This is a genomic window from Enterobacter sp. ECC-019 (genome assembly GCF_043974075.1).
Taxonomy (GTDB): domain Bacteria; phylum Pseudomonadota; class Gammaproteobacteria; order Enterobacterales; family Enterobacteriaceae; genus Enterobacter; species Enterobacter asburiae_D.
Map to the genome: position 1 here is coordinate 3,744,994 of NZ_CP143759.1, position 19,491 is coordinate 3,764,484.

Below are 19,491 nucleotides of genomic sequence, written 5' to 3' on the forward strand. Positions count from 1 at the left end.
AAAGCAGTTATCATTCCTTTCCTGAGCGGGTATCATCAGCCGATAGTGTAAACGCAAGACTTTGTGCGTTAAGAGTTACTCATTTAACATTGAGGTTGAAGATGAAATTTCTGGTCACCGGCGCCGCCGGCTTTATCGGTTTCCACGTCAGCAAGCGACTGTTACAGGCAGGACATCAGGTTGTTGGAATTGATAACCTTAATGACTATTACGATGTTAATCTGAAGCAAGCAAGACTGGATCTGCTGACGTCCGACAATTTCACTTTCCGTAAGCTGGATCTGGCCGATCGCGAAGGAATGGCCGCGCTTTTTGCTACTGAGAAATTTGACCGCGTGATCCACCTCGCCGCGCAGGCTGGCGTACGTTACTCTCTGGAAAACCCGCACGCTTACGCGCAATCAAACCTTATTGGCCATCTCAACGTACTGGAAGGCTGCCGACACAACAAGGTACAGCATTTACTGTATGCTTCTTCCAGCTCTGTTTACGGCCTGAACCGTAAGATGCCGTTCTCCACTGATGACTCAGTTGATCACCCGGTTTCCTTATATGCCGCGACTAAAAAATCCAACGAACTGATGTCGCATACCTACTCTCATCTGTACAATCTGCCAACGACCGGCCTGCGATTTTTCACCGTGTATGGGCCATGGGGCCGCCCTGATATGGCTCTCTTCAAATTTACCAAGGCCATTATTGAAGGCAAAAGTATTGATGTCTACAACTACGGCAAAATGAAGCGCGACTTCACCTATATCGATGACATTGTTGAAGCCATTATTCGTCTGCAGGACGTTATCCCTCAGCCTGACCCAGACTGGACCGTGGAGACGGGCTCTCCTGCAACCAGTTCTGCTCCGTATCACGTATACAATGTCGGCAACAGCTCCCCGGTTGAATTAATGGATTACATTACCGCGCTGGAAGAAGCGTTGGGCAAAGAAGCGGATAAAAACATGATGCCTGTTCAGCCAGGTGATGTACTGAACACCAGTGCGGATACGACTGCACTGTACGAAGTGACAGGCTTTAAACCTCAGACGTCGGTGAAAGAAGGCGTGAAGAATTTTGTAACCTGGTATCGGGACTTTTATAAAGTTTAAAAAATTTGATTACGCATAAATATTAAAACAAATTACTCAATCCACCTCTTTAAGGTGGATTTTTAATTCAGATTAATTTTATAAGTATAGGCCTGGCATTGTATCTTTCAATAGCCGATACGCAAAGGTGTAGTATACATGGTATGGAATTGAGAATCATAAAAATGAGATCACCCTTATAAAATCCGGGGCGAATTATCGTAACACTGAAGCGCTGCATCATTATTTTTCATTATCATCTTCTTGTTGTCATTTGACAGGTATCAATATGACGAAAATATTGATGTATAATGAATGTTTGTAACTCATTATACACTCGGTATCAGAAAATCATTTCGTGGTGAACGAAGTCCAAAGATAATAAAGATAGGTGGATTAGAACTGGCACCACCACAGGTCGCGGTGCCAGAATAATCTATCAATCGCTACCAAATAAATCGCGGGTGTAGACTTTATCTGCAACATCCGCCAACTCTTCAGCCATGCGATTGGAAATAATCACATCGGCCTCTTGTTTGAATGCATCCAGATCCCGCACTACACGAGAGTGGAAGAACTCGTCTTCCTGCATGACAGGTTCATAAATAATAACCTGCACCCCTTTAGCCTTAATACGCTTCATGATCCCCTGAATAGATGAAGCACGGAAGTTATCGGAGCCGCTTTTCATAATCAGACGATAGACGCCCACCACTTTTGGCTGGCGGGAAAGAATAGAATCCGCCACAAAATCTTTACGCGTGCGGTTAGCGTCCACAATCGCTGAGATGATATTGTTTGGAACAGAATGATAATTTGCCAGTAGCTGTTTGGTATCTTTTGGCAGACAGTAACCGCCGTAGCCAAAAGAGGGGTTGTTATAATGGTTGCCTATACGCGGATCGAGGCAAACACCTTCGATGATCTGGCGACTATTCAGTCCAAGGCTCTCAGCATAGCTATCCAGTTCGTTGAAGTAAGCAACACGCATTGCCAGATAGGTGTTGGCAAACAGTTTAATGGCTTCCGCTTCGGTTGAGTCGGTAAAGAGCGTTGGAATATCTTTCTTCGTCGCGCCTTCCTGCAGCAACGCCGCGAAGCGCTCTGCGCGCTTAGAGCGTTCACCAATCACGATTCGTGACGGATGCAGGTTATCGTAAAGCGCACGACCTTCACGGAGGAATTCTGGCGAGAAGATGACGTTATCAATACCGTACTTCTCTTTAACAGACTGGGTAAAACCAACCGGAATGGTAGATTTTATGATCATGACCGCATTTGGATTGAACTCAATGACATCGCGGATGACTGACTCAACGCTTGAGGTATTAAAATAGTTTGTTTTGGGATCGTAATCTGTAGGGGTGGCAATAATCACATACTCTGCCCCCTCGTAAGCATCACGTTTGTCAGTCGTAGCGCGAAAGTTTAACGGCTTCGTTGCCAGATACTCTTCAATCTCTTTATCTACAATCGGGGACTGCTTCCTATTGAGCATGTCCACTTTAGCCTGAACAATATCGAGTGCAACCACTTCATGGTTCTGAGCAATCAGAATACCGTTGGAGAGACCTACATAACCTGTACCGGAAATAGTTATTTTCATTTGCGAGTAACTTCTGTAAGTGAACTGATGAGATGACCGCAGGACCATCAAGATAATCAATGACTGTTGGGCTTTTTACCTCCTGCCTTGTAGGACTGTCAAGGCGAAGCCAGAGGATTAGCCCGTCTCGGGACAACATTCAGACTACTTCGAATATTTGGCGATGGTTTTGACGTAAAAAAAACCCGGAGAAGATCTCCGGGTTTACATATCAACCTGAGGCTAAATCAGATTAGTCCAACCATTCCGTATGGAACACACCTTCTTTATCAGTACGCTTATAGGTATGCGCGCCAAAGTAGTCACGCTGCGCCTGAATCAGGTTAGCCGGCAGTACGGCAGCACGATAGCTGTCATAGTAAGCTACTGCAGCCGAGAAGGTCGGAACTGGGATACCGTTCTGAACAGCATAGGCCACTACGTCACGCAGCGCCTGCTGGTATTCATCCGCGATTTTTTTGAAGTACGGCGCGAGCAGCAGATTCGCGATACCGGAATTCTCAGCGTAGGCATCGGTGATTTTCTGCAAGAATTGCGCACGAATGATACAACCTGCGCGGAAGATCTTCGCGATTTCACCGTAGTTCAGATCCCAGTTATTCTCGTCTGATGCCGCACGTAGCTGAGAGAAGCCCTGCGCGTAAGAAACGATTTTACCCAGGTACAGTGCACGACGAACTTTCTCTACAAATTCAGCTTTATCACCTGCAGGCTTAGCCTGTGGTCCAGACAGCACTTTAGAAGCCGCCACACGCTGATCTTTGATGGAAGAAATATAACGTGCAAAGACGGATTCGGTGATCAGAGACAGTGGTTCGCCCAGATCAAGGGAGCTCTGACTGGTCCATTTTCCGGTACCTTTGTTCGCAGCTTCATCCAGAATCACATCCACAAGGTATTTACCTTCTTCATCTTTCTTCGTGAAGATATCTTTAGTGATGTCGATCAGGTAGCTATTCAGTTCACCTTTGTTCCACTCGGTGAAAGTTTCAGCAAGTTCTTCGTTGGAAAGGTTCAGACCACCTTTAAGCAGGGAGTACGCTTCAGCAATAAGCTGCATATCGCCATATTCAATGCCGTTATGAACCATCTTCACATAGTGGCCTGCTCCGTCCGGACCAATATAGGTCACACACGGTTCGCCATCTTCAGCAATAGCAGCAATTTTGGTCAGAATTGGTGCAACCAGCTCATAAGCTTCTTTCTGGCCACCAGGCATGATAGATGGCCCTTTCAGCGCGCCCTCTTCGCCACCGGAAACACCGGTACCGATGAAGTTGAAGCCTTCAGCAGACAGTTCACGGTTGCGACGAATGGTGTCATGGAAGAAAGTATTGCCGCCATCAATGATGATGTCGCCCTTATCAAGGTAAGGCTTCAGGGAGTCGATTGCGGCATCTGTGCCAGCGCCGGCTTTCACCATCAACAGGATACGGCGAGGCGTTTCCAGCGACTCAACGAACTCTTTCACCGTATAGAACGGAACCAGCTTCTTACCTGGGTTCTCAGCAACCACTTCTTCGGTTTTTTCACGGGAGCGGTTGAATACGGAAACGGTATAGCCACGGCTTTCGATGTTGAGCGCCAGATTGCGCCCCATCACAGCCATACCGACAACGCCGATTTGTTGTTTGGACATTAAGTACTCCTGTCAGGTGTGGATACGCCAGCGGATTCTTCCTGGCGATGCAAAGTGTAAACATGTTAACTTAAAATTTATTGCGATGAACAGTATCCATGTAAACTTATTGCCTCATCTTTTTAACCTTAAGTGCACATTTCGGAAAACATATCAGAGAAAAAAATGTTAGGCAGCAGAACAAACTAATTTACAATCCGAATTTGTTGCAATTTAATACGTCCACAGCATTTCTCTATTTTCAGCAAACTTTTAGCAGATGTTTACGAAACATATACAGAACGCTTTTCAGATGCCAAATGAAATTTTTGCTAAAAAAAGTTCTATTATCATTCTGACTAAAGTGAACCACCTTTATTTCAGGAAGGTAGACCAGTTCATAACCTGCTTTCTTTGCTCTGATACAAATATCAATATCTTCGCAGTACATAAAAAACTGCTCATCGAAACCTTTAATGTGTTTAAAAACCGAGCATTTCATTCCCAAAAAGGAACCAGCACACCAGTCAACAATCTGATGGGAGTTGATATCAGTACGATCTATTATACTTTTGTTATAACCCAAAAAATATGAAGTAAAGAAGTTAACTAATTTGGGAAAATGTCTGACAGAGGGATCCCTTACGGTTAGATTCTGATCTTTGTAGAGATCAACTGTAAAAAGATCATATTTATAGCAAGCAAGTATTTCGCACAATCGTTTTAGGGTGCTAGCATCGACCAATACATCTGGATTGAGAAATAAGAAATAATCTTGATCAATATCGACGTGATGATCTTCAATTATCTCAGCAACTGCATGGTTGTTATTCCGTGAAAATCCCGACCGCTCTACAGATGGAATATAATGAATATTTTCCTTCGCGCAAAAGTCTCGCAACCCAGAACTATTAACATTATCCTTTATATATATTCGAAATAAAGAGCTTGTATCAAAATCAGATTCATTAATTTTATTAATTAATGATATGATATAGTCATCATGGAAGTGACTTACTACTATTATGTGTATCATAATAATTTTCTGACTGCATCCGACATTGCACGGAAATATACCTTAATGTATTCAATGTTTTTACTTTTAAAAAATAAAATCATTTGATGCACAAAAGAAAAAATAATTTCCCGAATGGCCAATAGTTTTGGAACATGTGACATTTTCAGCATAAAGACACCATTCCTGACTCGATAATAACGGCGCCATGCAGAATGTACTGGAATAACAAAACCCAACATTTCAATATGAGCATCGCCTATCTCATGCTGCATAATAACATTCGGGGTGACAAAGATTTTAAAACCACGACTAATTACTCTTAAACACCATTCTGTATCAACGTAATCAATAAAAAGTGAATCGTCCATAAGGTTATCTAAAGATAAAATATTATTATCAACAAGACAACCAGAGGCAATAATACATGACACTTCAACAGGCTCAGTTGATGTTACATCGGGAATGATTTTAGTGCGTAACCCATGTTTAGACATACGTATAACAGGATATATTTTTTTATAACGGCTATCCTGCAGCGTTGGTCCCAGAGCAGCAATATTGTAATTATGCTTAAGAGATATGAAATCTTCGACCATTTTGCTAACAAAATCTTCAGCTATACTGCTATCTTGATCGAAGAATAATGTAAAGTCTCCTCCAAGATTTAGACCATGGCGGATACCTTTATTTTGTGCTGCGGCAATACCGATATTTTCCGAGAGGGATAAAAGCTCAACGTTAGAACAGGAAGCCTGAAGCTGAGCAATACCCGCAACATTATCACTACCATTGTCAACAATAATGGTACGATAAGATTGTGTCTCTAATTGTGAGACAAGTGAGAGAAGATTGGTTATTACAGGATTGAAGGTTACAACAATTGCTATAACCTTATGCTTTTGAGGATTATCCCTGCTTGTCATCACTGCAACCATCTGCCATGATTTGCTCAATTTTATTACTATTACCCCAGATAGCTGGAGAGTCATAGGCACGAGCTGGGAATACATTATATACCGGTTTTATTTTGAGTTTATGCTGCTCAATAAACTCTTCTACTGCTGTACGTAAACTTTTCGGTTTACCGCTACTGCAGTTGATAACACCAGCAACATCTGTCTGGATAGTCGCTGTCGCGATTTGTTTTGCAAGACATTCAACGTCGATAAAGTCATACAGCATTTCTCCACTATTAAGTGGGAAAGTTTCTTTACCAGCATCTTCTGCTGCCATGATTTTTGAGAAAATAGAATTACTGTTTCTGTCATCGCCAGTTATGTAATACATACGAAGCCATTTTAATGAAACACCGGCCTTTTCCATTTCGTAAGTGCAGATCTGACGTAAAAAATTCTTCGCAATTCCGTAGGGATTGCTAGGATTACAGGCAGTTTTTTCAGTAATTTCCCCTACATGATACCCTATTTCATGCATGGTACCAGCCACTGAAATATTTTGTACACCTGCGCTAATTAAGGCTTTTAGAAAACGATAATGGTTCATCACGTTAGCGATGTGCCCTTGATCGTGATGGTTAAAACCAGCACTCCAGGCCAGATGAAGTACGGCATCAAAGTCAGAAAAAACTTCGATGATTTGATCATCATTCGCTTCTAAAATATCCATCTCAATTACATTCGCGCCAGACGTTTTTTTTGTCCCTGGATATGTTATTGCGACGACATCGTGGTGCATTGAAGCCAATGCCTTCACGACATGTTTACCTATGTAACCACCTGCACCAGTAACAGCAATTTTCATAATCAGTTTTTCTTCTTGAATTTAGAAAGTTTATAGATTTTTTTCGTTAGACGATATGGACCATATAGCATTTTTGCCACACGAGGATATTTATCCCAAACCGTACGCCTAAACGAACTAAACAGCAATCTGGAACATCCGCTTAATACAGCCAAGAAATCTGGTTTTCCCGATTTAGTTTCGGTAAACAATCTGAGCAAGCTTGAATATTGCCAGTAAACGTCACCATTAGGCAGGGCAGACATAATTTTCTGATGTTTAAATTCTAACTTAGTATAGTTTTTTTCTGCTTGTGCTGGTGTCATTACACTATAAACGCTAAAACCTTCATTTTTTGCTACATAACTAATAATGCGTTCGAGTACATGTGACAAGCTGCCATCAACATGTGCTGGTTCAGCATTAAAATCTGTCCATTTCCAGTCATGTTCAAATAAAGGCCGCAAAGCTGCAGGTCTGAACCAGAACATCGTCCCATATACTGCAACGGGAGTATCATCATCCAGTGGAACAACAACACCAAGCTTCTTACATAATTCAGCGGTTGGCTGATAATTAGCAAACCAGGCATGTCCCATTGTAGGATAACCAATGTGGACCAAAGGAGGGGAAATTAAACCGAGGTCTTCACGTTTGCTCATCAAACCAATAAGGTTGGTGATATATTCCGGTGAGCCCAGAAGGTTCTCGTACAGATGCTTTTTAAACGAATCGGCTCGCGCAAAACCATTCTGCGGAGACTTCTTTGAATGCAAACGGCAAATAAAATCATATTTATCACTCGACCCAATGTCTTTAAATGTGATAAATAGTGAGGACATATCACGACCTCTATTTTCTTCGACAACACGAACCTCAACGTATTGACCGATATCCTTCGTTTTTTCTCTTAGAATGGATGCATCTTTTTCACTAGAAGTAGATATATATAAATCATATTTGTAAGGAATATTTTTTATATAATCATAAATCTCATCCCACATATCTGAATAAAATATATGAGCAAGAACAGCAATTTTTGGTTCCTGATTAGTTACAGTATTATACTCTGGAGATGTGTAGTTATCAGGCAGGATCCTTAACTGTTCCAGATTTGTATATAGAACGCGTGGTTTTACTGTGCGATTGATATTTTGATTGATAAGGCCAATATCGTAGTCACTCGTCCTTTCAATTGTTTCCACGGCTCCGCGTAGATCTACACAGTTGATATCAAGCCACATTGGATCATGGAAAAATAAACGACGCTTAAGAATTGGACATCTATTTTCAATAGTACGTTTAACATCAATAAATGTAGGATAATCTGAAGGATAATCATCATTGCTAATATAAACAGATGATGTGAAACCCTTTGACTGGAAATGAGAAGTAAAACGTGATTCGTGACTTAAAACAGAATCAGTATAGCTTGTAATCATCGGCATATCTTGCCAATACTTTTTAAACTCAATCGAGTTTAACATTTTTTTGCGAATAGCAATAAAATGAGACTGTATATGACGAGGTAATATCCCAGTTCCTGTAAACGGGTTTGGAACCATTTCGTTATGCTCGCTGATCCCCCAGAAATCACAGTCTCTACTGTCCATTTCATTGAACAGCTCAGCAAAAGGGAAAATCGGCGCAAAGAAGGTATAATTGAGTAAAATAACCTCATCGTAATTACTGGCTAATTCATCATAGCCAATAGTTTCCATCCCTTCTTTATAACCCCAAACATCAAAGCCCACGTTTTCTCGGCAGAAAACAGTAGCACCGATGTTTTCAAGCTTTGCCCTTCCTGCAACTGTCATTTTCGAATTCGATACAACAACAATATCTTCGACAAATTCCTGTAAAGCAGTTAGTTTAGTTGGAATATAATCATCAACTTCACCGAACTCATCATAAAAAAGATAAAAGGCAATCCTGCGCATTAAATATTACCACTCATTTTTTCAAATATTGATTAATAATTTCATCAGGTTTACCATCAGCAATAATATTCCCATGGTCAACCCAAATAACTCGATTGCAAAGCTCAAGCAGAAGATCCATTTGGTGAGAAACAAACACCATAATATTGGAATCTTCTATCATCGCTTTCATTCTTGCCTGTGCTTTTTGGATAAAATCGGCATCGCCACCAGCGAAAAGCTCATCAAGAATTAAAATATCAGGTTGGGTAGCGGTCGCAATTGAGAATGCCAGCTTCATATACATACCCGTTGAATAGTATTTTACGGGCATGTCAATAAATTGTTCAAGCTCAGCAAACTTAATAATATCAGCCTCAATTTCTTTCAGCCTTTTAAAATTGTACCCAAGTATGGTCCCATTAAGGTAAATATTTTCCCTGCCACTCAGTTCAGGGTTAAAACCTGCCCCAATCTCAAGTAATGGTGCAACTTTACCTTTTATATCAATAGAACCACTTGTTGGCGTATAAATTTTGCATAATATTTTCAACAAAGAGCTCTTTCCTGCTCCATTGTGTCCAATAATGCCTAATCTATCTCCGTGGTTAATTTTTAAATTAATGTCATTTAGAGCCAGAAAGGTATCGTTTTTTTTCTGATGATTTCTGGAAAATAAATCAGCGAACAACTCTTTTAAACTTGAACTTTTATTATGATGAAGTTCAAATTGCAATCCAACATTCTTAAGGACTATTTCAGAATTCATATTTACAACCTAAATATAACTTTTGCGTCATTGCGTCTAAAATAGATTATACCGCAGACAATACTTAGCAACGAACAAATAGAACATATTATTAGCGATTGAGTTTCAGGCAAGGTCCCAGAATAAATTGGCGAACGGAAGAGATCAATGTAATATACAAGCGGGTTCCAGGTAAATATAACATGGAACTTTTCTGGAATCGCAGTGATTGGGTAGATAATTGGTGTTGCAAAATATAATGCCTGTAATACAACCCCAATAAGATACTGTACGTCCCTATAATAAACAGTCACAATTGAAAGCATAAATGTGACACCAAGAGAAAACATGACCAATAGCAGGAATGCAACGGGCAGGAAGAAAAGAGCAGACGATATTTTAGCTCCGAGGAAAAAAGCTATAATAAACAAGCACGCAGTACTAAGCAATGAATCTACCAACGTTGAGATGACTACGGATATGACAAACAATTGTTTTGGTAGATATATTTTCTTAAACAACGATTCGTTTGCCAGTAATGCCCCCCCTCCCTGGTTAAGAGAGTTGGAAAATACTGACCAGGGTATCATCGCGGCAAATAAAAATATCGCATATTCATTGACTTGAAACTTCATTACTAGCGAAAATACTACAGCGATAATCGCCATATTGAGTAATGGATTTAGTAAGGTCCAGAGGAAACCAAAGAAAGTTCTTCTGTACCTCATAGTAATCTGTTGATGAATCAGTTGTCTTAAAACTTGTCGATACTCAACTATCTCATTAATAAACGAATTCATAATTTTTTACTTTCATCAATAAGAGCACGAACACTTTGTTCAAAGCCTTTTGAAAAACAGGAACGCTTGTAACCAAACTTTTCTATTTTATCACAATTTAAAACACTATATTTTGGTCTCCTGGCGATAGCTCTGTATTCTGCAGTACTAATCGGTTCAACTTTAGAATGTGACGATGTCATAGCTGCAGCTATTTTATTGGCAAAATCATACCAACTCATTACAGTATCACCACTGTAATGATAGAGACCAGGCTGAAGCGTTCCTTCTTTGATTATATTAATAATCAAATTCGCGATATCCGCCGCATATGTGGGTGCGCCAACCTGGTCGTCTACAACTTTGATATCTTTGTTTTTCTCAACTAAATTAAAAATAGTTTTTAAAAAGTTTTTCCCATATTCACTATATACCCAGGAAGTTCTTATTATAATAGCATCAGCATGATATTTTAGTACCTCCAGTTCTCCCTTATGTTTTGTACTCCCGTATACATTAAGTGATTTTACGGTGTCTTTCTCGGTATAAGGTACACTGCTGTTACCATCGAAAACATAGTCTGTGGATACATGGATTAACTTAGCACCATATTTTGATGATGCCTGAGCGACATATTTAGCGCCTAAATTATTTACGCTTTCAGAAAAATCTATGTGCGTTTCAGCATCATCAACGGAAGTGAAAGCTGCAGTATTGATTACAACATCAGGCTTAAAATCGGAAATAACATCATAAACATTGCTTTCGTTAGCAATATCGAGGAATACTTTATCTGCGGCCAGTAAAATCCAGTCTTGTGGGATGTATCTGCTAAGACTCTGCCCTAACTGACCTTTAGCTCCGGTTAGCAATACTCTCATTTATAAAGATTCGCCAAAGTAAGACCTTTTTTATCCTTTTCAGATAGTTTTGGATTGGTCACTGGCCATTCAATACCGACCGCTTCATCATTCCAAAGCAAACATCCTTCATGTTCCGGATAATAGTAATCAGTACATTTATATTCAAAGTCAGCAGTATCCGTGAGTACGCAAAAACCATGCGCAAGTCCAGGTGGGATCCAAAGTTGATTTTTATTTTCGGCAGAAAGTTCAACACCAACCCATCGACCAAAAGATTTAGAATCCGGGCGGATATCAACAGCAACATCAAATACTGCACCGCTAACAACGCGAACTAATTTGCCCTGTGGATTATTTTTTTGAAAATGCAGACCACGAAGGACATCTTTAGTTGAACGAGAATGGTTGTCTTGCACAAAGTCAAGGTCTATATTGAGCATTTCCTGATAACGTTTCTTCTCAAAGGTTTCAAGGAAAAAACCACGTTCATCCCCAAAAACCCTTGGCTCAATGATTTTCACGTCGTGTATGATTGTATCAATGACTTTCACGAAACTGCCCCTTCATAAGAAATTATTTATAACACTTGTTTGTTGCGTTTAAACACAATCCCTGCGGGTGTTGTCTTTCCTTAGTTAATTTAATTTTGACAAATCTTTATATATATCTTATTAGTTCCCAATATAAATAAATCAAATGACAACACTGCCAGGAGAATGCCAAATAAACATAATCTCCCTGTGTAAATTAAAATTTATTTTCCACAACAGGGAGGTATATATTGTTTATTCGCTAATTAATACTTTGAGATAACGACCATAATCTGTTTTAGCAAGTTTTTTAGCTTGTTCCTCAACCTGGTCCTTGCTCATCCATCCATTGCGATATGAAATCTCTTCCAGGCAAGCCACTTTCATACCCTGACGTTTTTCAATAGTATGGATAAATTGGGAAGCCTCTACCAGGCTGTCATGAGTCCCGGTATCTAGCCACGCGAAACCACGACCCAGCAATTCAACCTGCAGTTTACCCTGCTCGAGATACATCTGGTTAAGCGTTGTAATTTCAAGCTCACCACGGGCAGAAGGTTTGACCTGTTTCGCCATTTCCACTACATGCTTATCGTAGAAATAGAGACCGGTGACCGCCCAGTTTGATTTTGGTTTTAATGGTTTCTCTTCGATTGACAGCGCCTTGTAGTTCTCATCGAACTCTACCACGCCAAATCGCTCAGGATCCTGGACCTGGTAGCCAAACACCATTGCTCCGCTAGTCATTTGCGACGCAATTTCCAGTTTCTTACCAAAGCTCTGACCAAAATAAATATTATCACCCAGCACCAGAGCGCAAGGTTCATTATTGATAAACTCTTCGCCAATAATGAATGCCTGCGCCAGGCCATCCGGGGATGGCTGAACTGCATAAGATAAGCTAATCCCGAATTGCGAACCATCACCCAACAAACGTTTGAACGATGGCATATCTTCCGGAGTGGTAATGACCAGAATCTCACGGATACCAGCCAGCATCAGAACCGAGATAGGATAGAAAATCATTGGTTTGTCATAAACAGGAAGCAACTGCTTAGACACACCTTGTGTAATCGGGTAGAGACGGGTTCCGGAACCACCAGCAAGCACAATACCTTTCATCATAATTTCCTTTATTATTCTGCCAGTCCCAGACGTTCGCCCGCATAGGAGCCATCCATTACGCGCTTCCACCAGCTTTCGTTGTTTAAATACCACTCAACCGTTTTACGAATACCAGATTCAAAGGTTTCCTGAGGTACCCATCCCAGATCGTTTTTGATTTTGCTGGCATCAATGGCGTAACGCAGGTCGTGCCCTGGACGGTCGGTTACATAGGTAATCAGATCGGCGAAGTGAGTAATGCCTGCAGGCTTATCGGCAATAATTTCATCCAGAATGGTGCAGATTGTCTTCACGACTTCAATGTTTTTACGCTCGTTGTGGCCACCGATATTGTAGGTTTCACCCACAGTACCTTCAGTTACCACTTTGTATAGCGCGCGCGCATGATCCTCAACAAACAGCCAGTCGCGAATTTGCTCGCCGTTGCCGTACACTGGAAGCGGTTTACCTGCCAGGGCGTTCAGGATAATGAGCGGAATCAGTTTTTCCGGGAAGTGGTAAGGTCCGTAGTTATTCGAACAGTTAGTCACTAGCGTCGGAAGACCATAGGTACGACGCCAGGCGCGCACTAGATGATCGCTGGATGCTTTAGAAGAGGAGTACGGGCTGCTTGGCGAATATGGCGTGGTCTCAGTAAACAGCGGAAGATCGCTACCGGCAGGCACTTCATCGGGATGGGGCAGGTCGCCATACACTTCATCGGTCGAGATGTGATGGAAACGAAACACCGACTTGCGCCCGTCGTCCAATTGAGACCAGTACTGACGTGCCGCCTCCAGCAATACATAGGTACCGATAATGTTGGTTTCAATAAAGGCAGCTGGGCCCGTGATTGAGCGGTCTACATGGCTTTCGGCGGCAAGATGCATGACAACATCAGGCTGATGCTCAGCGAAAATGCGCGACATAGCACTGCCGTCACAGATGTCAGCTCGCTCAAAGGCATAACGAGGATCATTTTTGATTTCTGACAGAGATTCCAGGTTACCTGCGTAGGTTAATTTATCTACGTTAACTACAGAATCCTGAGTATTATTAATAATATGACGAACTACTGCAGATCCAATAAAACCTGCACCACCAGTAACAAGTATTTTCACGAGACTATTCCGTATTGCATCGCCATGTTAAATCGCGAACATTATTTTTGAGTGGTTACCTTGCAACGCGCCAAATTTAAAACACGCTACCGCCCCTGGCTCTCCAGCTACCAGTGCACTGAAAACAATAAGAATGTTGACGACTATGTAAAGAGAACCAGTGCCTGTTGTTATCAAATAGGCACAGAATGCTAATCTGATATTCTCCACTTAAATAGGTTTGAAGACAAGGGAAAATCTCATACTAAACTGGCACGTCTACACTCAAAAAAAGTGTCTTATGCATTGATTCTATTGCAATAAAAAAGGCAGCAAGAGTAATTATAGAAGCTGGAACAGCCTCCTTCTACTCTTTGCTACCTGGTTCTTTTGTTAAGGATTTGACTTACTGTCCCAGAAGATCCTCAATTCTCTTACGGAACTTCGCCCCTTCCTTCAGGTTACGCAGGCCATAGTTCACGAACGCCTGCATATACCCCATTTTCTTACCGCAGTCATAGCTATCGCCGGTCATCAGCATAGCGTCCACGGACTGCTTCTTCGCCAGCTCAGCAATCGCGTCGGTCAGTTGGATACGGTCCCAGGCGCCTGGCTCGGTTTTTTCCAGTTCCGCCCAGATATCGGCGTTCAGAACATAGCGACCCACTGCCATCAGGTCCGAATCCAGCGTCTGCGGCTGATCCGGTTTTTCGATGAACTCAACGATGCGGCTCACCTGCCCTTCCGTCTCCAGCGGCTCTTTGGTCTGAATAACGGAGTACTCGGAGAGGTCGCCCTTCATGCGTTTTGCCAGCACCTGGCTACGGCCGGTTTCATTGAAACGTGCGACCATTGCCGCCAGGTTGTAACGCAGCGGATCGGCTGAAGCGGTATCGATAATAATGTCCGGAAGCACAACGATAAACGGGTTATCACCCACAACCGGACGAGCACAAAGGATGGAGTGACCCAGGCCCAGCGGCTGCGCCTGACGCACGTTCATGATGGTCACGCCCGGCGGACAAATAGACTGCACTTCCGCCAGCAACTGGCGTTTGACGCGCTGCTCAAGCAACGCTTCGAGTTCGTAAGAGGTGTCGAAATGGTTTTCTACCGCATTCTTGGAGGAGTGGGTAACCAGGACGATTTCTTTGATCCCTGCAGCAACAATCTCGTCGACAATGTACTGAATCATTGGCTTGTCGACGATCGGCAGCATCTCTTTAGGAATGGCTTTTGTGGCTGGCAGCATATGCATGCCCAAGCCTGCTACCGGAATGACTGCTTTCAAATTAATCATTATTTCTTCCACCTTAAAATGGTTGACGAATTATAGCTCTTAAACCTGTTTTCGCCAGCATGATTTGCCGTAATCCTTGGGCAATGTTACGCCTTCGCATCACAAATTTCTGTAGTTGTAATCTGATTCGATCGCGCTTTTATGCCAGGAATAGTCTCAAAACAGACGATTGTCGATTATCTGTGCGGAAGCGCAAAGTTCAGCCTCTCCGCATTCACCACCTGCTGGTCGACCCGGTCAATATCCACCGAGCTTTGCCCCTTCTCATTCACTGCTTTTATGTTCGCCAGCGACAGCAACGTCTCATCTTTCGCCATGAATTTACCCCGCACATCCTTGCGCAGATCGAAGTTGATCTTCAGGGCGGGACCCACGGCGGCTTCCTGCATCACATTGATGTTACGCAAAAAAAGATGTTGCGGCTTGTTGTGCAGTTCAAGCGTAGCGCGCTGCATTTCCACGTTAGTTATCGCCACAAACGAGGTAGCGTTACCTGATGAAATCTGTATTCCGCGCAATTTATACGCAAGCTGGCGGTTATCGAGGTGAATATTATTGAGCTTGAAGTTCTGCGGGATGGACAAATAATCGCCTTTTATCACCCCATAGCCGATTAACATTCCGGCACTGTTAACCATATCGACATTATCAATAATGAAATTATCACAGCCATAAATGGCCACCGTGGCGTTGTCTATTCCCGCCTTTTTACTGAAGTCGGGAGTAATATTTTTGGCCTTAATATTGCGGATAACAAAATGTTTACCGTTTTCAACATGCACCAACTGGCGACAGTTGCTGCCGGTGATGTTGGCCACCACGAAGTTCTTGACGGTTTGCTTCTCCGGATAATCGTTATCGTAGGTGCTGCCGGCGAGGCCTATGCCGATGCCCCAGTTGATCTTGCCGTTGGTGCAGTTGATGTTGTCGATGACATGATCGGAGATCAGGATATTGCGATCGTTGATGGCGACGTTCCACTCGATCGCATCCCCCTGCAGATGGCTAAATTTGCTGTTGGTGATGCGGGCGCCATCCACCTGGTTGTGGAAACCCTGGCGCAGGATGGCGTAGTTGGCCTGACTCACGCTGATGTTATCAATCAGCAAATTGCGCATCACGCTCGGTTTCTTGCCGCCAATGTAGATCTGCGTCACCGGGCCAAAACCGCTCATGGCCAGCCCTTTGATGACGCAGTCAGAGCCGCGAACATCGAGCGTAATGTTCTCCGTGCGACCAGCACCTTCGCCTATCACTTTGCTGCCTTCCTGCAGAATAAAGCGGCCGCGCCCGTTGCCGGTTAACGCCCCGCGGATCAGCAGCGTTTTACCGTCGGGAATGAAAATGCCCGTATTGATGTTTTCGCAGGTGAGCCCGGCAGGAACAACGACAGTGTCACCGTCATTAAATGCCTGCTTAAAGGCGGCGATCCAGTCGTTGTTATTGTACTGATTAACAGAGACCGTTCTTCCGGCGGCCGCCCGCGCAATGCGTGACGACAGCAGCGGCGTGGCCGCCAGAACGGACAGAGAAGAGACAAAGGTGCGTCGGGTAATCTTTTTCAGCATACATCCTCGGCGTTACAACGTTTGCAGCAGGCTCGCTAACTGACGGTTAATCACCTGCTGGTTAAAATCGGCTTCCACTTTTTGGCGGGCATTGTGCAGCACGGGCTCCAGCGCCTGCTGGTCGATGTCGCTGAAGGCAGCTAATCGGTCCGCAAGGGCTATCGCGTTATTCTCCGGCACCAGCCAGCCGGAATGGTCAGACTTAATCAGCTCCGGGATCCCGCTGTGCAGGGTCGATACCACAGGAATGCCTACGGCCATCGCCTCCATCAGCGCCACCGGAATGCCTTCCATATCGCCATCGGCGCCCGTCACCGAGGGCAGCAGAAACACATCCGCCTCATCGAGCATGGCCTTGACCTCGTGGCTCGGCTTGAAGCCCGGCATCTCTACGACATCTTCCAGCTGATACTGTTCGATAAGCGTGCGCAGACGACGCTCCCACGGCCCAATGCCGAGAATGCGATAGTGGAAATCCACCCCGCGTGCTTTCAGCTGGCGGCAGGCTTCAATGGCCACATGGAGGCCTTTCTTCTCGGTCAGACGAGCAACGGAGATGATCTGCAGCGGCTTTCCCGGCACCTTGACAGGACGGCGAGTGAAGCGCGTTAAATCCACGCCCATTCGAGAAACGGCAATTTTTTCTCCCGGGCATCCCATGTTTTTCAGGCGTCCGGCCCACAGGTCGCTGATCGGCAGCATCATGTCGCCGCGGCGGAAAAGCTGCTGATACTCCGGCGTGTAGTGGTTCAGCACTTCGCGGCTGGAGATGTCGATACCGTGGAAGATGGTCGCAATTTTACCGTCAATCACGCCCAGTTCGCGCAGCTTCGCGGCGGTGACGCCCGCCGGGCCAAAGTGGGCGATAAACACGTCGGCGCGATACGGCTGCGCCGTTTGCCCGCAGATGGCCGACAGGATCATATTGCGGGATTCGGACCCATAGCGGGAAACATTCAGCGCCCGCCACGTCGACGCTCGGTGGATCCCGCGTAAGGTCTTGCTGGCCCGGTGGCGCAGCTTGCTCAGCTTCCCGGACGGCTCATCCTGCAGCCAGCGGGTTTTCGCCTCCAGCCCATACTGGGTATACGCCGCATGGGTATTTTTGGTATCGCCCTTTTGCAGGGCGATAATCTCCACGTCATATCCCATATCAATAAACGCGGTGATTTGGTTCAGGACAAACGTTTCAGACGACAGCGGAAATTTCAGTAAGAAGAAACCAACCTTCATTTCCCCTCCCGTACGCGGTCAAGTACCGATTTCACCATCCCAATGCCCTTCTCGCGCTCGGCTTTCACCGCCACGGCCAGGCGTTCATTGATGGCAGGCAGTTGACCCAGGGTATCCCCCACCATCGCACCCAGCGAACCATCCAGCAGATGACGGATATCCACGGCCATTTCCGGCATACCAAGCTGCTGCATGATGCCTGCTGATTTGTGCTCATAGTTGATGGCAATGGCCGGCGTGCCAAAGTTCATGGAGATAATGGCGGAGTGCAGGCGCGTGCCCACGGTCAGGTCGCAGGCGGAGAGCAGCTTGCCCATCTCCAGGTCGTTCAGTTCGTCCATCACCACGTGATAGCGGGACGGATCGTTCACAAGGCTGCGAAGGTTCAGCGCCACCATGCGGTCATCTTTGTTGTAGCTGTCGATACCGGTACAGGTTGAGAGCGCCAGCACCTGGTAACCGCTGTCCAGCACGCGGTTCACCACGTCGGCGAAGGCTTTCTCATACGCCGCCTGCGTCGTACCTAAACGTTTATCAAAAGGCGCCAGCTCGCGCAGGGTAATCGCGACGGTTTTCTGTTTCGCCGCCACGTCGAGCCAGTGCTGCACCGCGTAGCTCGGCTGGAAGCTGTCGTCCTGGTGATCCACCAGCCAGGCGGTATCCACGCCGTGCTCAACTTTTGAGGTGTCAATTTCGCTGCGCTTCATCATGTCGAGGCTAACCGACTCGCGCAGGATCAGCGCGTCGCAGTGGCCGAAGACGTAGTTTGCGAGCTGGTTAAACTGCGGATCCTGGAATGGTCCGACGCTGTGGCCGATCATAAACAGCGGTTTTTTCGCCATAAACGTGCACAGCGCATGCTCAAACTGCGGCACGCCGTAGAGATCGACGAAGAACGATCCGCCAACCTGGATAATGGCGTCATAGCCGGACAGCAGACGAACAAAATCGGTAAAGCCCTGCGCGATAGCAATATTGCGCAGCTTGCCGGTATCGGTCACACGGGAAAGCAGCACCTGGTGCTGGTAGCGACGACGCAGCACTTTCTTCACGCGGCCCATCACGCCCGCGGCGTTGTTATGCTGTTTCATCTGGCTGTAGAGCGGGTCGCCCATCACCGGGCGGTTCAGTAACCAGGATGAGCTGACCGGATAACGGCTCATCACGTCCACTTCGGTCTCAGGCTTAAGGGTGTTAATTGCATCCAGTAAACCGCGCAGGATGGCGCTGTCGCCACGGTTGCCGCAGGTATGGTTGCCAAGAATTAATAATTTCATAAT

The 19,491-nt window shown here is 44.7% G+C and carries 17 protein-coding genes; 1 reads left to right on the forward strand and 16 read right to left on the reverse strand.

Annotation, left to right across the window (positions count from 1 at the left end):
- The first annotated feature begins 101 nt into the window (after positions 1-101).
- A complete protein-coding gene (locus tag V1566_RS17795; protein ID WP_395304170.1) occupies positions 102-1,106 on the forward strand; it encodes an NAD-dependent epimerase in 1,005 nt (334 codons plus the stop codon).
- Positions 1,107-1,524: 418 nt separating this feature from the next.
- On the opposite strand, the gene ugd is transcribed toward V1566_RS17795, so the two are convergent.
- The 16 genes from ugd to wcaK form a co-directional block, all read right to left on the reverse strand.
- Complete coding sequence (ugd, locus tag V1566_RS17800; RefSeq protein WP_395304171.1) at positions 1,525-2,691, reverse strand: UDP-glucose 6-dehydrogenase; 1,167 nt, start codon at positions 2,689-2,691, stop codon at positions 1,525-1,527.
- A 232-nt stretch (positions 2,692-2,923) separates the two neighbouring features.
- A complete protein-coding gene (gndA, locus tag V1566_RS17805; RefSeq protein WP_395304172.1) occupies positions 2,924-4,330 on the reverse strand; it encodes an NADP-dependent phosphogluconate dehydrogenase in 1,407 nt (468 codons plus the stop codon).
- A gap of 241 nt (positions 4,331-4,571) precedes the next feature.
- On the reverse strand, positions 4,572-5,345 hold the full coding sequence (locus V1566_RS17810; protein ID WP_395304173.1) for a glycosyltransferase family 2 protein: 774 nt from the start codon (positions 5,343-5,345) through the stop codon (positions 4,572-4,574).
- Entirely contained in the window at positions 5,342-6,250 is a 909-nt protein-coding gene (locus tag V1566_RS17815; RefSeq protein ID WP_395304174.1) for a glycosyltransferase family 2 protein, read from the reverse strand. The genes V1566_RS17810 and V1566_RS17815 overlap by 4 nt, the downstream gene beginning before the upstream one ends.
- On the reverse strand, positions 6,234-7,088 hold the full coding sequence (locus V1566_RS17820; protein ID WP_395304175.1) for an NAD-dependent epimerase/dehydratase family protein: 855 nt from the start codon (positions 7,086-7,088) through the stop codon (positions 6,234-6,236). The genes V1566_RS17815 and V1566_RS17820 overlap by 17 nt, the downstream gene beginning before the upstream one ends.
- Before the next feature lie 2 nt (positions 7,089-7,090).
- The gene (locus tag V1566_RS17825; RefSeq protein WP_395304176.1) at positions 7,091-9,007 is read right to left on the reverse strand and encodes a rhamnan synthesis F family protein; all 1,917 of its coding nucleotides are present in this window, start codon (positions 9,005-9,007) and stop codon (positions 7,091-7,093) included.
- Between the two features lie 13 nt (positions 9,008-9,020).
- Positions 9,021-9,755: an ABC transporter ATP-binding protein gene (locus V1566_RS17830; protein WP_395304177.1), complete on the reverse strand. Its 735-nt coding sequence runs from the start codon at positions 9,753-9,755 to the stop codon at positions 9,021-9,023.
- 2 nt (positions 9,756-9,757) lie between these two features.
- Positions 9,758-10,534, reverse strand: a complete 777-nt coding sequence (locus tag V1566_RS17835) for an ABC transporter permease (protein ID WP_395304178.1) — start codon at positions 10,532-10,534, stop codon at positions 9,758-9,760.
- The gene (gene rfbD / locus V1566_RS17840) at positions 10,531-11,394 is read right to left on the reverse strand and encodes a dTDP-4-dehydrorhamnose reductase (protein WP_395304179.1); all 864 of its coding nucleotides are present in this window, start codon (positions 11,392-11,394) and stop codon (positions 10,531-10,533) included. Before rfbD ends, V1566_RS17835 begins: the two co-directional genes overlap by 4 nt.
- Positions 11,391-11,927 (reverse strand): dTDP-4-dehydrorhamnose 3,5-epimerase, encoded by a 537-nt coding sequence (gene rfbC / locus V1566_RS17845; protein ID WP_395304180.1) that lies wholly within the window; start codon positions 11,925-11,927, stop codon positions 11,391-11,393. The genes rfbD and rfbC overlap by 4 nt, the downstream gene beginning before the upstream one ends.
- A gap of 234 nt (positions 11,928-12,161) precedes the next feature.
- On the reverse strand, positions 12,162-13,028 hold the full coding sequence (gene rfbA, locus V1566_RS17850) for a glucose-1-phosphate thymidylyltransferase RfbA (protein WP_395306016.1): 867 nt from the start codon (positions 13,026-13,028) through the stop codon (positions 12,162-12,164).
- A 14-nt stretch (positions 13,029-13,042) separates the two neighbouring features.
- On the reverse strand, positions 13,043-14,131 hold the full coding sequence (gene rfbB, locus V1566_RS17855; protein ID WP_395304181.1) for a dTDP-glucose 4,6-dehydratase: 1,089 nt from the start codon (positions 14,129-14,131) through the stop codon (positions 13,043-13,045).
- Between the two features lie 385 nt (positions 14,132-14,516).
- Positions 14,517-15,410 (reverse strand): GalU regulator GalF, encoded by an 894-nt coding sequence (galF, locus tag V1566_RS17860; protein ID WP_395304182.1) that lies wholly within the window; start codon positions 15,408-15,410, stop codon positions 14,517-14,519.
- Between the two features lie 176 nt (positions 15,411-15,586).
- A complete protein-coding gene (wcaM, locus tag V1566_RS17865) occupies positions 15,587-16,978 on the reverse strand; it encodes a colanic acid biosynthesis protein WcaM (protein ID WP_395304183.1) in 1,392 nt (463 codons plus the stop codon).
- 12 nt (positions 16,979-16,990) lie between these two features.
- Positions 16,991-18,211: a colanic acid biosynthesis glycosyltransferase WcaL gene (gene wcaL, locus V1566_RS17870; RefSeq protein ID WP_395304184.1), complete on the reverse strand. Its 1,221-nt coding sequence runs from the start codon at positions 18,209-18,211 to the stop codon at positions 16,991-16,993.
- A complete protein-coding gene (wcaK, locus tag V1566_RS17875; RefSeq protein ID WP_033145972.1) occupies positions 18,208-19,488 on the reverse strand; it encodes a colanic acid biosynthesis pyruvyl transferase WcaK in 1,281 nt (426 codons plus the stop codon). Before wcaK ends, wcaL begins: the two co-directional genes overlap by 4 nt.
- Positions 19,489-19,491: the final 3 nt, after the last annotated feature.

Bases quoted from the DNA above. Each gene is read 5' to 3' on its own strand.
- rfbA (WP_395306016.1), bottom strand. From the start codon at position 13,028: ATGAAAGGTATTGTGCTTGCTGGTGGTTCCGGAACCCGTCTCTACCCG.
- V1566_RS17825 (WP_395304176.1), bottom strand. From the start codon at position 9,007: ATGCGCAGGATTGCCTTTTATCTTTTTTATGATGAGTTCGGTGAAGTT.
- rfbD (WP_395304179.1), bottom strand. From the start codon at position 11,394: ATGAGAGTATTGCTAACCGGAGCTAAAGGTCAGTTAGGGCAGAGTCTT.
- galF (WP_395304182.1), bottom strand. From the start codon at position 15,410: ATGATTAATTTGAAAGCAGTCATTCCGGTAGCAGGCTTGGGCATGCAT.
- V1566_RS17820 (WP_395304175.1), bottom strand. From the start codon at position 7,088: ATGAAAATTGCTGTTACTGGTGCAGGTGGTTACATAGGTAAACATGTC.
- gndA (WP_395304172.1), bottom strand. From the start codon at position 4,330: ATGTCCAAACAACAAATCGGCGTTGTCGGTATGGCTGTGATGGGGCGC.
- V1566_RS17830 (WP_395304177.1), bottom strand. From the start codon at position 9,755: ATGAATTCTGAAATAGTCCTTAAGAATGTTGGATTGCAATTTGAACTT.
- V1566_RS17795 (WP_395304170.1), top strand. From the start codon at position 102: ATGAAATTTCTGGTCACCGGCGCCGCCGGCTTTATCGGTTTCCACGTC.
- wcaM (WP_395304183.1), bottom strand. From the start codon at position 16,978: ATGCTGAAAAAGATTACCCGACGCACCTTTGTCTCTTCTCTGTCCGTT.
- V1566_RS17815 (WP_395304174.1), bottom strand. From the start codon at position 6,250: ATGACAAGCAGGGATAATCCTCAAAAGCATAAGGTTATAGCAATTGTT.
- V1566_RS17810 (WP_395304173.1), bottom strand. From the start codon at position 5,345: ATGATACACATAATAGTAGTAAGTCACTTCCATGATGACTATATCATA.
- wcaK (WP_033145972.1), bottom strand. From the start codon at position 19,488: ATGAAATTATTAATTCTTGGCAACCATACCTGCGGCAACCGTGGCGAC.
- wcaL (WP_395304184.1), bottom strand. From the start codon at position 18,211: ATGAAGGTTGGTTTCTTCTTACTGAAATTTCCGCTGTCGTCTGAAACG.
- ugd (WP_395304171.1), bottom strand. From the start codon at position 2,691: ATGAAAATAACTATTTCCGGTACAGGTTATGTAGGTCTCTCCAACGGT.
- V1566_RS17835 (WP_395304178.1), bottom strand. From the start codon at position 10,534: ATGAATTCGTTTATTAATGAGATAGTTGAGTATCGACAAGTTTTAAGA.